This is a genomic window from Bacillus cereus group sp. MG1 (genome assembly GCF_040460035.1).
Classification (GTDB): domain Bacteria; phylum Bacillota; class Bacilli; order Bacillales; family Bacillaceae_G; genus Bacillus_A; species Bacillus_A cereus.
In genome coordinates this window covers 1,162,292-1,177,069 of the sequence record NZ_JARVGY010000001.1, presented here as the reverse complement: position 1 = coordinate 1,177,069, position 14,778 = coordinate 1,162,292, and the positions used below count along the sequence as shown (strand labels likewise).

Genomic DNA, 14,778 nt, shown 5'->3' with positions numbered 1-14,778 from the left:
CTTTTAATCTATTTACTTCGTAATAAATTGTTGTGTCCAGTAGTTGCCGCTTTCTACATAACCAACACCGATGTGAGTGAAGCCGTTATTTAAAATGTTTGCACGGTGTCCAGCGCTGTTCATCCAAGCTTGTACTACTTCTTCAGGTGTACGTTGGCCTTGAGCGATGTTTTCACCTGCAGATGTATAAGAAATACCAAATTTCTTCATCATATCAAACGGAGATCCGTATGTAGGGCTGTTATGATCAAAGTAGTTGTTTTTTTGCATATCTTCAGACTTAATACGTGCTACTTTGCTTAATTCAGTATCGATTTTTAGTGCTGGTAAGCCTTGTTTTGCACGCTCAGCGTTTGTTAATTCAACAACACGTTGTTCGAACTCACTTAAAGATTTTGCTTCTTCAGCAGGCTTTTGCTCAGCTGGTTTTTGTTCAGCAGGTTTTTGAGTATTGTTGTTTTCAGCAGGTTTTTGAGCTTCTGGTTTTTGAACTTCTTCAGCAGGCTTTTGCTCGGCTGGTTTTTGTTCAACTGGCTTTTGAGTTTCTGGCTTAGCTGTTGGTTGCTCAGTTACAACATTTTCAGTAGGTTGTTGACCAGGAATGAAGCAGTTTGGTTGGAAGTTTCCTTGTTGCCATTGTGCTAATGATTCAACTCCCATAGATTGTAAGAATGCTTGTAATTCTTGTTGGTTCATTTGTTTCATCATCACTTTTGAATGCTGAATATTTTGAACCTTTACGTTAGATGGTTGTACTGTTGCAGCTTGTGCATCTAGAGAAGATACTCCTAAAGTAAGAGCTGTTGCAGCAGCTACAGATAATAAAACACGCTTTTTCATGATGTGTGTCCCCCTATATAAAGTTTTAATTTGTTTTCACACGATTTGTTTTTGACAGCCTGTCTGACTGACAAATTCATCGTAGCATACAATTTGCGAGAAAAAAGATGGAAAAAAATTCATAGACTTTAAAATTACCTAATTTATCCTAAGAGAAGAAGGGAGCAAAAATAAGAGAAATATAGAGTATAAAAGGAATTTATAGTGTTTTTATACTTGGTTTTAAGAGGGGGTTTTTGGATAAAGTTACCTAAATAGAAAATGAAGAATCCTATTGTATCAATGGTTTGAACGATTTTTTGAGGAATATAATGGATTGATTTTTACGAAACTGTAATGTTTCTGTTGTTCTTTTTTATAATAAAGTAACATATTTTTAATGTTGTAGCAGACAAAAAAGCGGCTATCTCTTTACATAGACGAAGGAGATAGCCGTTTTCCTATTATTACGTATGTTACGAGTTATTACGAGTTAGTTTCAATTGCTTCTAATAATAAATCCACAATGTGAATTCCTCTCATTTTATGAGAAAGCCCTTCTCGCTCAATGCCCAATTTCATTTGTAATAAACAACCTGGATTTGCAGTAACAATGGTTGCTGCTTCTGTTTCATGCACACGGTCCATTTTGTAATCTAGAAATTCCATTGATAACTCTGAATGAACAATATTGTAAATACCAGCAGAGCCACAGCAACGATCGGCATCTTTCATTTCTCGATATGTTGCACCTTGGATAGCCTCTAGTAACATACGAGGTTCAGAAGATGTGCGCATAACATTGCGTAAATGACAAGAGTCTTGATACGTAATAACTTGCGGCGTGAGTCGTAAGTCAGTTCGCTTATGGAAGTCTAGTTCTACTAGTATAGCAGTAATATCTTTAATCTTAGAAACAAACTGCTTAGCACGTTCAGCCCAATCCGGATCATCCTTTAAAAGATAATCATAGTCTACAAGATAAGCCCCGCAACCACCTGCATTGGTAATAATATAGTCGATGTTTAAATCTTCGAATGCTTTTATATTTCGCTTTGCTAATTCTTTTGCTCCACTCTTTTCACCAGCATGTCCATGTAATGCACCGCAGCAACTTTGTGTTTTTGGAATAACGATATCACAACCAGCTAGTTGAAGAAGTTTCATCGTTGCGTTATTTGTTTCTAAAAACATCGTATCCATTAAGCAGCCTGTGAAGAATGCAACTTGTTTTTTCTTTGTACTTTCTGCAGGTAAAAATGAAGGACGATCTTTCATCGCTTTCATTTTAGGGACTTTTGGTAAAACGAGATCCATCGTTGCAAGTGTTTCAGGGAATAACTTCATAATCCCTGTTTTATGTGTTAGCGTTTGTAAACCAGAACGTTGATAAAATCCGATTAGTCCAGTTAATGTTCTCATTCGATTTTGATGGGGGAATAATCCTTCAAAAACGACTTTTCGAACAGCTTTCACTGGCACCGAGAATTTTTTATTTTGATTAATAATATCACGAGCTTCTTCTAATAAATGGCCATAATTTACACCAGATGGACAAACAGGTTCACAAGCACGGCAACCAAGACAAACGTTTAATGTATCTTCAACATCTTCATCTGGTTCGATTAAACCATCAACGACAGCTTTCATTAATGCGATACGTCCGCGCGGTGAATGTGACTCTTTATATCCGGATTGAATGTAGGTAGGACAAGTAGGTAAACAAAAACCGCATCGCATACAGTTTAGTAATTCATCTTCACTTAATCGTTCTTTAAATTCTTTTTGAATATTTTCTTTATTCAATGTCGTCATCGCTCAACCACCACTCTTTTTCGAGTGTCTTTCGCGAACATTTTTCCAGGATTCATAATGTTATTTGGATCGAAAGCTTGCTTTATTCCTTGCATAGCTGCAATACCTTCCTTACCTAATTTCATTTCTAAATATGGAGCTTTCATCGCACCAACACCATGTTCACCAGTAATTGTGCCACCAAGTTCAATTGCTTTCGCAAATATTTCAGCAAAAGCTTGTTCAGCTCGGTGCATTTCTTCTGCATTACGAACGTCTGTCATACAAGTTGGATGTAAGTTACCATCACCAGCGTGCCCAAACGTACAAATAGGAATATTATATTTTTTTGCAATGGTATTAATAGCTTCAACCATTGGAGCTATTTGTGAACGTGGTACAGTTGCATCTTCTAATATTGTAGTAGGTTTTAATCTTGCAAGCGCTGATAGGGCACTACGACGAGCGGTACGAAGCGCATCTGCTTCTGTTTCATCTTTTGCAACACGAACATCAACCGCATTCATAGAGTGACAAACGTTAGCCATTTTTTCAATATCTCGATTGACTACTTCGGGCGGACCGTCTTGTTCGATTAATAAAATTGCTTTTACATCTGTAGGTAAACCGATTTGTGCAAACTCTTCTACTACTTCAATTGTCGGTTGGTCTAAAAACTCCAGTGTTGCTGGAATGATTTTATTTGCAATAATAGAAGAAACAGCACGTGCAGCTTCATTAATATCTTCATATAATGCAAGCATTGTTTTCTTTGTTTCAGGCATAGGAACAAGTTTTAATATGGCTTCTGTTACGACGCCGAGTGTTCCTTCAGAACCGATAAATAAACGAGTTAAATCGTAACCAGCTACATCTTTTGCTAATTTACCACCAGTGCGAATAATATCACCATTTGGTAAGACAAGTTCAAGCCCCATTACATAATCACGTGTTACGCCATATTTCAAACCGCGTAATCCACCTGAGTTTTCATTAATATTACCGCCGATTGTAGAAATTTTCATCGAGCTTGGATCTGGTGGATAAAATAAACCTTTTTCTTCTACCGCTTTAATAATATCAAGTGTAATGACACCAGCTTGTACAGTAATTGTTAAGTTTTCTTCATCAATTTCTAAAATATTGTTCATATGGCGGAAAATAAGGACGATACCGCCTTCAAGTGGACATGTTCCTGCGCAAAGATTTGTTCCAGACCCGCGCACATACACAGGGATTTTGTAAGTGTTACATACTTTTAACACTTCAGCTACTTCATTTGTATTACGAGGAGCAATGACTGCATCAGGCATTGCTTGGAAGTTTGGAGTGGCATCATAACTATAAGTTAAACGCCCCATATTGGATGTATCTACATTATCTTCGCCAACAATAGATACGAATGAATGAATAATTTGTTTTTCTAACATTGGAAATCCCCCTCAAACTGTTAACGTGTTTAGTTATAATAAACAACGTGGTAACAGTGCTTTCATTATAATGATAAAAAAGTCGAGGGATTCTTTCTATGTATAATCATCTAAAGATTAATCTGTTTTATCGTTCTTTTTTGTATGATTATCTAATAGGAGGAGTGCGAAGTATAAAACGTTTAAGTCTTTGAATTGTTTTGGATCAAGTCCTGTATGTTCTTCAATCTTTTTTAGCCTATAATGTAAGGTGTTAATGTGTATATGTAATTGTTTAGCTGTCTGTTTATAAGATTGGTTATAATCGATAAATAAGCGTAAAGTGTGCATAAGCTCAGGAGATGATAGTAAGCTTTCGATGGTACGCTCTAGAAATTGTTCACGCGTTTCGGCAGAAATATCTTGTAAACACATTTCTAAACGTAAATCTTCATTAAATACAATTTTTTTCGTTTCCAATGATACAGAAAGAGCACGTAATGCTTGTTCGTAACATATGTTCATATTGTTTGGGGTAACTGTTTGCCCAATCCCGATATATAAAGGAATAGAAAATAAAGCTTCGCAGTCTTGTTTTAACCGTTTTAAAAACTGATAAGTTTGTTCTTTGGAGCTCATCGCTGTAAATAAAATAAAACGATCATTTCCCCAGCGAACAAATAGATGCTCTTTTGTTAAAATATTTCGTACATGTTGCCATATTTTACGCTGGAGCATTGTGTCATTTTTGCCAATAGAAAACAAAACAAGTTGTTTTTTCTTATATAAATCAATGCCAAGTGTTTTGGCACGATCAAGAAAACTCGGGGACCACTCTGTATTTTGAAGCCAATCAAAGACAAAAGCTTCATAAGAACGGTGCTCAAGTTCTAATTGCTCTAAAAAGTAGTTTTCATGAATTAATAATTCGGTCATCTTACGCAATATTTCTCCGTAGCGTGAAATGTTTTCAGGTTCTCCGGTAATCCCAATGACACCGATTACTTCATCATGAAATAATAGAGGAAGATTCATCCCAGCCTTTACACCTTGCAATCGCCTTTCATCTTCTTTTGTAATGATGACGGTTTTCTTTTGTTTAGCGCAGCGGAGTGCACCTTCATGAAATTGGCCAATTCTTTCTGTATCTGTACTTGCGATAATAACGCCTTCTATATTAATGATAATTATATTTTCTGTAATTAGTCTGCGTACTTCTCGTACAATTTTATTCGCTAAATCAGGAAATAGCATAATTGACACACCTCAAATTCTATTTGTTGTACATTATATATGTAAATTGAGTAAGAAAGGGGAATTTCACACTTTCCACACATTTATTTGTTATTTTACAATTATAACGAAATCATCTGAAGGTGGAGGGAATCTTTTGAGAAAGTATGTTTTTCTTCTCTGTTTTTTATTTCTATTAGTAGGGTGTCAAGGAAGTTCATATACACCAATTGCTAAAGATAAAAATGTTATTATAACTACGAATATAAAAGAAGGCAGTATTAGTTTTATTGATAAAAAAGATAAAAAGTTAATTACGACATGGGAACTAAATGAGCCAATGGCTGGAATCACACTGCTTCCAAATGGCGATGAAATACTTGTATACGGTAAGCAATTAGAATATATGTATGTATATTCACTAGCGGAAGGAAGGCAAGTGGAAAAATATAAAACTGGAAAGGGCATTGTAAATGTGGTCGTATCAGCAGATAAAAAACAATTATTTGCTGCTGATCAAAATGTTCAAAAGGTAAGGTTCTTTACGATAAATGGGAAAGAGACAGGAAATGTTTCAACAGGAAAAGGGCCTATAACGATGGTAGAGTATCAGAATCGGTTATCTGTACTAAACTTTTATGATACGAAACTAACGACAATTGATACGAAGAAAAAAGAAGTTGTTCAATCCTTTATGATTCCGCCAGCATCAACAGGAGCGACGATTAGTCCTGATGGGAAAGAAATATGGATTGGCGGGCATGGTGATGGAAATCAAGTGAATGAGAAAGTATTAGTGTATTCTTTACAGAGCGGTGAAATGGTACGTTCTTTACACGCTCCATTTATGCCTGTGAACATAACGAAAGATAATAAGTACGTATATGCATTAAGCCACGGTTCGAATATGCTTAGAAAATTTGATATTAGTACGTATAAAGAGGTAGCTTCCGTTGAAATAGGCTCAAATCCATTTGCATTTTTGAAAAGCGGAGCAGAAGGATATGTAGCAAGTTATGATAGTGATGAAGTGTGCGTCATGGATATGAAGAGTATGAAAATAAAACAAACAATTAAAGTCGGAAAAGGACCGTTTCAACTCATAGAGAGGGAAGGGAAGGACAATGAATAAATATAGAGTGCTAGTTGTAGATGATGAAAGTGATATGAGGCAGCTTGTTGGAATGTATTTGGATAACTTTGGATATGAGTGGGGAGAAGCTGAAAACGGAAAAGAGGCTCTTAAAAAACTAGAAACGGATCATTATGATTTCGTTGTATTAGATATAATGATGCCAGAAATGGATGGACTTTCAGTTTGTAAAGAAATTAGAAAAACGTCAGATGTGCCGATTATATTTTTAACCGCAAAAGGTGAAGAGTGGAATAGGGTGAATGGCTTACGTATGGGAGCAGATGATTATATTGTAAAACCGTTTAGTCCTGGTGAATTGGTTGCCCGTATGGAAGCTGTACTAAGAAGATATACAAAGCAAGAACAGCAAGAAGAGATTCAATTTGGACCAATTCTTATCAATGAAAAAAGCAGACGAATTGAGGCGAATGGTGAGTCGATTTCTCTTACTGTAAAAGAGTTTGATTTACTATATTTTCTTTGTCAGCATACAGGACAAGTATTTAGCCGGGAGCAATTACTTGAAAAGGTATGGGGATATGATTATGCCGGAAGTACAAGAACAGTAGATACGCACGTGAAAACGATGCGCTTGAAGCTTGGAGAAAGTGGAAACTACATTCAAACTGTTTGGGGTGTAGGCTATAAATTTGAGGTGTAACATATGTTTACGATGGTACAAAAACTTTGGCTTACAGTAGTATGTGCAGTATGTGTAACAGTGTCCTTTCTTTATTTCGTATCTTTATACTCGTATGAAAAGTTATACGTTGATAATTTAAAAACTTCGTTAGTAATGGAAGGGAAAAGTCTTGCTGCTCAATATGATAAGCGTGAAGGAATATCAACTTTTGAAGAGAAAGTAAGATCGTTTGATCAAATATCTAGTTCAGACGTTATTTTCGTATCTAATCCGCGTGATTTAAGCGCATGTTTGCCTTTTGATGTGCATCATCATTCTCTTATAAGTGAAGGAGATAGGCAAACGCTATTAGATGGGAAAACTGTGACAAAAATAGGATATGAAGAACATTTTGAACGTAATATTATGGGGGTTGTCATTCCTGTATTGGAAAATAAAAAATTAGTCGGAATTGTCTATTCGTATATTCCTTTAAAAAGTATAAAAGATTTAATCTATGATATGGGTCTTATTTTAGCACCGCTAGCAATTGCTATGATTTTAATTACGATATGGGTTGGAAGAAAAATTATAATTGCAATTACGAAGCCACTTTCGCAAATGGAGCGGGTTGCAAATCATTTGGCTACGGGAGATTTTTCGGAGCGGATTACAGTTTCTTCAGAGGATGAAATTGGACGATTAGGAAAAGCATTTAATAAAATGGCAAATTCATTAGAAACAGAAGATGTAAAGCGTAAGGAATTTTTAGCAAATGTTTCGCATGAACTTAGAACACCACTTAGTTATATAAAAGGGTATAGCGAGGCTATTTTAGATGGTGTTGCAAAGGGAGCTCAGCAGGAAAAAGTAACTCAGCTAATTCATAAAGAAGCAGGTCGTATGCAGCGTCTCGTTCATGACTTGTTAGACTTAGCACAATTAGAAGGTGAGCACTTTCCGTTAAAGAAGCAACCTATCGTTTTTTCACAGCTGATTGAAGACGTATTAGATACGTATGAGATTAAGTTTATAGAAAAGGAAATTCATATTTCAACCAATTTAAATCCAGAGGTCATTGTCATGATTGATGAGGATCGTATGCAACAAGTGCTTCATAATGTGTTAGATAATGCGATACGGTATACAAATCAAAAAGGAAATATCGTTATAACTTTAGAGCAAATCGATGATTACTGTGAATTAAAAATAAAAGATACAGGAATTGGCATTGATATAGAGCATTTGGAGAATCTTGGGGAACGCTTTTACCGAGTTGATAAAGCGAGAAGTCGTCAACATGGTGGAACAGGTTTAGGCCTTGCTATTGTGAAACAAATTGTTCATATACATGGTGGACAGTGGAAAATTGAAAGTGAAAAAGATAAGGGAACAACGGTTATTATTAAACTGAATGTACAGGATGAGGGGGCATGTTCTAATTTTTAGGGCATGTTCTTTATATTGAAGAAAATATTTATCCCGCTATTCTCCGGTCAGTAAGACCCTCACCTCAAAATTCAGCGGAAGCAAAGAAGTTAGGTGGAGGCACTGCTGCCCGTAAAAGCCCGATTGGTGAGGGCTAATAATCAGTGGGGGATGAACAAAACCCTCACTGATTAAAGTTTCACTTTATACGTAAAAATATAAATTAATATGTAATAAATATCGAAAATTTGACTATTTTATGAACAAAACATTTGTACTTCTTATCAATTCGGTCTAAAATAGTTATGATGCAAAGTTCTTATAAATCGTTTCAATTGTTGTTTGGAAGATACTGAGGTGATTTAACTGGAGTACAAATCTATTAAACCGAAAAAAATTTACGAAGAAGTATCTGAAGCTATTTTAACAATGATTAAAAATGGTACGTTAAAACCTGGTGACAAACTACTCCCTGTGCATCAATTAGCTGAGCAGTTTCAAGTTGGCAGATCTGCTGTTCGTGAAGCGCTAAGTGCGCTAAGAGCGATGGGCTTAATTGAGATGAAACAAGGAGAAGGTACATATGTGAAGAACTTCGATTCTTCTTCATTAACGAAATCATTAAACAATAGATTATTAATGAAGAAAGAAGATATTTTGAATTTATTAGAAGTACGAAAGGTGCTTGAAGTGGGGGCAGTTCGAGTAGCGGCGGCAAAACGTACGGAAGATAATTTACAAAATATGAAACATTGGTTAGATGAAATGGCAAAGAGCATTGGAGATGAAAAGGCTGGCGAAAAAGCCGATTTTCAATTTCATATGGGAATTGCAGAGTCTTCGCATAATAGCATTTTGCTTGAACTCATGAATCATGTTTCAGAGATGATTGCTGAAACGATTGGTGAATCAAGACGCATTATTTTATATGGTGAACAAACGACATCAGAACGACTTATAGAAGAGCATCAAGTTATATATGATGCGGTGTTAAAACAAGATGTAGAATTAGCGCAGCAAGCAATGCTAGATCACTTAACAAATGTAGAACATATTGTCACAGGTAAAAACGATATAAATTCGTAATTTAATCTTTTAAAAATTTAATTTTCTGATAAAATAGAGAAAGGTTAAGTAAGCGTTTTCTTTAGAAGAGGGAGAGGATAGGCCATGGTTGAGCCTATTTCTTCTCTGCTAAGTCATCTGATGACCATATGTTTGTTGGTGAAGTTGTAAAAAGGGGGAGTAATAGTTATGAAAGTTACTTTATTTGTTACTTGTTTAGTCGATATGTTTGAAACAAATGTCGGTAAAGCAACGGTTGAAGTGTTGGAGCGTTTAGGTTGTGAAATTGAATTTCCAGAAGCGCAAGTTTGTTGTGGTCAGCCTGCTTATAATAGCGGCCATGTAGAAGCAGCAAAAGAAGCAATGAAACATATGATTGAAACTTTCGAAGATGCAGAATATATTGTTACGCCATCTGGTTCTTGTGCGACAATGTTTCATGAGTATCCACATGTTTTCAAAGATGATCCAAAGTGGGCTAAACGTGCACAAAAAGTTGCTGATAAAACTTATGAATTTACACAGTTTATTGTGGATGTTTTAAAGGTTACTGATGTTGGTGCAAGTTTACCAGGGGTCGCTACTATTCATAAATCATGTCATATGACACGTATGCTTGGAATAAAAGAAGCACCAGGAATTTTATTATCAAATGTAAAAGGATTAACTGTGAGAGATTTGCCAAACGTGCAAAATTGTTGCGGGTTTGGGGGAACGTTTTCAGTTAAGATGACTCCAATTTCTGAGCAAATGGTAGACGAAAAAGTAGATAGTGTAATGGAAACAGGTGCAGATTATTTAATCGGTGCAGATTGTGGGTGTTTGTTAAACATTGGCGGACGTATTGAGCGTTTAGGAAAAGAAGTAAAAGTAATGCATATTGCTGAGGTACTGAATAGTCGCTCATGAAGGGGGAACATAAGCTATGTCTATGAAAATCAGTGAGAAAAAATTTAATGATCGCGTTGGTGATGGAATTCAAGATTCGTTTATGCGCGGAGCAGTATCTTCTGCACAAACGCGTTTATATACGAATCGCTTAAAAGCCGCAGATGAACTAGGAAACTGGGAAGAGTGGCGTGAACTAGGTGAACAAATTCGTCAACATACGTTAGAAAATCTTGATTATTACTTAATGCAGTTAAGTGAAAATGTATCAAAAAGAGGCGGACACGTGTACTTTGCGAAAACGAAAGAGGAAGCAGCAAAGTATATTCAAGACGTTGCAAAAAAGAAGCAGGCAAAAAAGATAGTAAAATCAAAGTCGATGGTAACAGAAGAAATCAGTATGAACCATGCGCTTGAAGAGATTGGCTGTGAAGTGTTAGAGAGTGACTTAGGAGAGTATATCTTGCAAGTAGATAACGATCCACCTTCACATATTATTGCACCTGCACTTCATAAAAATAGAACGCAAATTCGCGATGTATTTAAAGAAAAGCTAGGTTATGAAAATTCTGATGACCCGTATGAAATGACAAAGTTTGTTCGTAAACAACTTCGTGAGAAATTTATGGATGCAGAAATTGGTGTAACTGGTTGTAACTTTGCTGTTGCAAATACTGGCTCTCTTTGTTTAGTAACGAATGAAGGTAATGCAGATCTTGTTATGTCAATTCCTAAAACACAAATAGCGGTAATGGGTATGGAACGTATGGTTCCGACAATGGAAGAATTAGATGTTTTAGTTGGTTTACTATGTCGTAGTGCAGTAGGTCAAAAATTAACAAGTTATGTAACAGTAGCGGGGCCAATTCAAGAAGAGGAAGTTGATGGACCTGAAGAATTTCATTTAGTTGTTGTTGATAATGGTCGCTCTCAAATTCTTGGATCTGAATTCCGTTCAGTATTACAATGTATTCGTTGCGCTGCTTGTGTTAATGTATGTCCTGTATATCGTCACGTTGGTGGACATTCATATGGATCGATTTACTCAGGACCAATCGGTGCGGTATTAACACCGCTTCTAGGTGGATATGATGATTACAAAGAGCTTCCTTATGCATCTAGTTTATGCGGAGCATGTACAGAAGCTTGTCCAGTAAAAATTCCATTGCATGATTTATTATTAAAACATCGTCAAGTCATCGTTGAGCAAGAAGGTCGTGCACCACTTGCAGAAAAACTGGCTATGAAAATGTTTAGTATGGGTGCTTCTTCAGCTGCTTTATATAAAATGGGTTCAAAAATGGCACCAGCGGCAATGAGTCCATTTACATCTGGTAATCGTGTATCAAAAGGTGTTGGACCACTTAAAAACTGGACGGATATTCGTGAATTCCCAGCTCCAAGTAAAGAACGATTCCGTGATTGGTATAAAGATCATAAGAAAGGCGGGGATAAATAATGACAGGATTAATTCAAAACCGTGATGCCTTTCTAGATAACATTGCAAAAGAACTTGGGCGCGCGCGTAAAACAGAAGGTGTAGAGCGTCCAGTATGGAAAAGTAATGTGAATATAGAAACGTTAAAAGATTATTCACAAGAAGAATTACTAGAAGTGTTTAAAGAGCAATGTACAAACATTCATACAACTGTAGTAGAAACGACAAACGACCGTTTAGGTGAAGACCTTCAAAAAGTAATCATGGAAAACGGCGGGGGACCTATTTTATTATCAGCAGATGCGCGTTTTGATGCATATGGTTTAACATCTTTATTTAAAGAAGAACTTCCAAAACGAGATGTTGAAGTAAATGTATGGGATCCAGAGAGAAAAGACGAAAATATGCGTTTAGCTGAAAAAGCGAATATTGGTATTGCATTTAGTGATTATACATTAGCTGAATCTGGTACAATTGTTGTACAAAGTCATAAAGGTCAAGGGCGTTCTTTACACTTTTTACCGACTGTATATTTTGCTATTATTCCACGTGAAACACTTGTGCCTCGTATTACACAAGCAGTTCAGGATATGAACTCACGCGTAGAAAATGGGGAGACAGCGGCATCTTGTATTAACTTTATTACAGGGCCAAGTAACTCGGCTGACATCGAGATGAATCTTGTTGTCGGAGTACATGGACCATTAAAAGCAGTTTATTTCATCGTATAAAAGAGGGGAAAGCAGGCCAGGAAATGGCCTGCTTTTTAGTAGAATAAAGGATAATATGAAGTAGAAGTTCTCTCCTTTTTTTGCTATGTTTTTTGGGAAAGGAGAGGAAGGGATGTTCACTTATTTATATGCACTGTTAGCAGGGATGGTGTTTGGTTCTTTTTTTATGCTAGTTGCGATGAGGGTTCCATCAGGTGCTTCTATTATTACCCCGCGTTCACATTGTGATTATTGCAAATATGTGCTAAGGACAAAAGAACTAATCCCCATCATTTCATTTTATATACAAAGAGGCTGTTGTACGAATTGTAAGAGGAAAATTCCAATTATGTATGTAGCATTTGAATGTATAACAGGAGGTATATTTCTTCTTACAGTGTATATGATTGGAATAGAACGAGAGCTTATTATTATTTTATCCCTTTTTTCGCTGCTTCTTATTATTTCAGTTACAGATTACTTATATATGTTAATTCCTGATTGTATTTTAATTTCGTTTGCCTTTTTACTCATTCTCGAAAGTGTTTTTGTACAATTAGTTACTTGGACAGATAGTATAGCTGGTAGTGGTGTTATATTTATTTTGTTATATTGCATGCAAAAGATATATCCAGAAGGGCTTGGCGGAGGAGATATAAAACTACTTTCGTTACTTGGATTTATAGTAGGAGTGAAAGGAGTTTTTATCGTTTTATTTTTAGCATCTTGTTTTAGTCTTTGTTTTTTCGGGATTGGTATCGGATTAAAACGTATAGAAGTACGAAAGCCAATTCCATTTGGTCCTTTTATTAGTCTCGGGGCAATATGTTATGTATTGGCCGCATATTCAAATTAGAGAGGGAATCGAAAATGAACGTATATATGGATGATCAAAGAAGTTGCCCGTTCGGGTATGTGCCCGCAACTACAGTAGAATGTGCTTTGCAAATGGTTCGGGATTATGATGTGAATATTCTTTCTCTTGATTTTAATATGGGATGGGGAGCGAAAAATGGACTGGATTTTGTAGAAGCTTTTTGTACAGAGGGGTTATATGTAAATGAAATTCACTTTCATACGAATGATGTCATCGGTATGTACAAGATGAAACAGAGAATGGATAAGGGAAAGGAAGAAGGAGAAATTACTCCTCACCTTGTTATTAAATACGTGGGAAGCTAAAAACTCCAAAGTAAAACTTTGGAGTTTTTAATGTTTCATATGGGCTTGTAAAGGAATAATCTCTTCTTGTTGAGCTGTTGCGATTTCAGTTTCTTCCTGTTGAACTTCAGGCGTTTTCTTTGTTAAGTAGTGGTATACCATACCGACAAATACTGATCCGCCAATAATGTTACCAATTGTAACAGGAATTAAGTTATGAATAGCACCTGAAAAAGAAATTGTCTCAGGATGCGGTGAAACTAAAGATAAAGCAAAGAGTGATAAGTTTGCAATACTATGTTCGTAACCAGATAAGAAGAATGTGAAAACAAGTAGCATCATGACCATTATTTTTGCTGTGTCACCTTTAACCTGAGAAGGTAAGAAGCAAGCAAGACATACGAGCCAGTTACATAAAATGGCTTTAAAGAATAACTGCATCGTAGGTGTATTCATTTTTCCTTCAACGACTTTACTCATTAAGTGACCGTGATCAATTGCTTCAAAAATTCCAGTTGCGTAAAATAGTAAGGCAAAGAATAATGCGCCGGCTAAGTTACCTGCATAACAAGCAACCCAGTTACGAAGTGTATCAGAAATCGTTGTTTCTTTTCTTAAAGTTGCGACAGTAAAGTACATTGTGTTCCCAGTAAACAATTCAGCACCGCCATATATAATAAGTACGAGAGCAATCCCGAAAAACATAGAAGCGGCTAAATAAGTTGCTGGTGAATCTGCAATGTGAAAAAAGTTACCTAATTTAAAACATAGTACAATAATAAAACCGATATAAATACCAGCAAGTGCAGCACGAATGAAATATTGCATTGGGTTTGTATCTAGTATTTTCTTTTTGCTTTTAGCCAGTTTGACAACATAATCTAGTCCTTGTTCTAGCATGAGTAATACGCTCCTTTAGTAAATCTTCTATAAATACTCCTTATATGAATAAAGTACATGGAATTGTTCTTACTTTCAATAAGTTTGTGCAATGTTTCACAAAAAGGACATACATACATTAAGAAAACGTTTACAAAAGGTAGTATAATGGAATTTTTTCTGGACATTGCGAGGAA

General features: G+C 36.0%; 14 protein-coding genes. 9 read left to right on the top strand and 5 right to left on the bottom strand.

Features of this window, described 5'->3' with window-relative positions; translation table 11 throughout:
- Positions 1-12: 12 nt before the first annotated feature.
- From QCI79_RS05990 to QCI79_RS05975, 4 genes are all read right to left on the bottom strand, one after another.
- Complete coding sequence (locus tag QCI79_RS05990; RefSeq protein ID WP_000747593.1) at positions 13-840, bottom strand: CAP domain-containing protein; 828 nt, start codon at positions 838-840, stop codon at positions 13-15.
- 465 nt (positions 841-1,305) lie between these two features.
- A complete protein-coding gene (locus QCI79_RS05985; RefSeq protein ID WP_000209617.1) occupies positions 1,306-2,634 on the bottom strand; it encodes a (Fe-S)-binding protein in 1,329 nt (442 codons plus the stop codon).
- Positions 2,631-4,043: a glycolate oxidase subunit GlcD gene (gene glcD / locus QCI79_RS05980; RefSeq protein WP_000890763.1), complete on the bottom strand. Its 1,413-nt coding sequence runs from the start codon at positions 4,041-4,043 to the stop codon at positions 2,631-2,633. The genes QCI79_RS05985 and glcD overlap by 4 nt, the downstream gene beginning before the upstream one ends.
- Positions 4,044-4,160: 117 nt before the next feature.
- Positions 4,161-5,285 (bottom strand): CdaR family transcriptional regulator, encoded by a 1,125-nt coding sequence (locus QCI79_RS05975; protein WP_001999325.1) that lies wholly within the window; start codon positions 5,283-5,285, stop codon positions 4,161-4,163.
- 127 nt (positions 5,286-5,412) lie between these two features.
- Here QCI79_RS05975 and QCI79_RS05970 point away from each other — a divergent pair, with 127 nt between their 5' ends.
- The 9 genes from QCI79_RS05970 (at position 5,413) to QCI79_RS05930 (ending at position 13,723) form a co-directional block, all read left to right on the top strand.
- Positions 5,413-6,387 (top strand): YncE family protein, encoded by a 975-nt coding sequence (locus tag QCI79_RS05970; protein ID WP_001234146.1) that lies wholly within the window; start codon positions 5,413-5,415, stop codon positions 6,385-6,387.
- Complete coding sequence (locus tag QCI79_RS05965; protein WP_001046400.1) at positions 6,380-7,051, top strand: response regulator transcription factor; 672 nt, start codon at positions 6,380-6,382, stop codon at positions 7,049-7,051. Before QCI79_RS05970 ends, QCI79_RS05965 begins: the two co-directional genes overlap by 8 nt.
- Before the next feature lie 3 nt (positions 7,052-7,054).
- Entirely contained in the window at positions 7,055-8,461 is a 1,407-nt protein-coding gene (locus QCI79_RS05960; RefSeq protein WP_000494819.1) for a sensor histidine kinase, read from the top strand.
- A 375-nt stretch (positions 8,462-8,836) separates the two neighbouring features.
- The gene (locus tag QCI79_RS05955; protein ID WP_254904472.1) at positions 8,837-9,526 is read left to right on the top strand and encodes a FadR/GntR family transcriptional regulator; all 690 of its coding nucleotides are present in this window, start codon (positions 8,837-8,839) and stop codon (positions 9,524-9,526) included.
- 168 nt (positions 9,527-9,694) lie between these two features.
- The gene (locus QCI79_RS05950) at positions 9,695-10,414 is read left to right on the top strand and encodes a (Fe-S)-binding protein (RefSeq protein ID WP_000869150.1); all 720 of its coding nucleotides are present in this window, start codon (positions 9,695-9,697) and stop codon (positions 10,412-10,414) included.
- 16 nt (positions 10,415-10,430) lie between these two features.
- Entirely contained in the window at positions 10,431-11,852 is a 1,422-nt protein-coding gene (locus QCI79_RS05945) for a LutB/LldF family L-lactate oxidation iron-sulfur protein (protein WP_000061922.1), read from the top strand.
- The gene (locus QCI79_RS05940; RefSeq protein ID WP_000147183.1) at positions 11,852-12,562 is read left to right on the top strand and encodes a LutC/YkgG family protein; all 711 of its coding nucleotides are present in this window, start codon (positions 11,852-11,854) and stop codon (positions 12,560-12,562) included. Before QCI79_RS05945 ends, QCI79_RS05940 begins: the two co-directional genes overlap by 1 nt.
- Positions 12,563-12,674: 112 nt before the next feature.
- The gene (locus QCI79_RS05935; RefSeq protein ID WP_021727724.1) at positions 12,675-13,397 is read left to right on the top strand and encodes a prepilin peptidase; all 723 of its coding nucleotides are present in this window, start codon (positions 12,675-12,677) and stop codon (positions 13,395-13,397) included.
- A gap of 14 nt (positions 13,398-13,411) precedes the next feature.
- Positions 13,412-13,723 carry a cyclic-phosphate processing receiver domain-containing protein gene (locus QCI79_RS05930; protein WP_016109581.1) on the top strand — a complete coding sequence of 104 codons (312 nt, stop codon included), beginning with the start codon at positions 13,412-13,414 and terminating at the stop codon, positions 13,721-13,723.
- Between the two features lie 27 nt (positions 13,724-13,750).
- Here QCI79_RS05930 and QCI79_RS05925 read toward each other — a convergent pair whose 3' ends face one another.
- Positions 13,751-14,602: a formate/nitrite transporter family protein gene (locus QCI79_RS05925; protein ID WP_000893027.1), complete on the bottom strand. Its 852-nt coding sequence runs from the start codon at positions 14,600-14,602 to the stop codon at positions 13,751-13,753.
- Positions 14,603-14,778 lie beyond the last annotated feature (176 nt).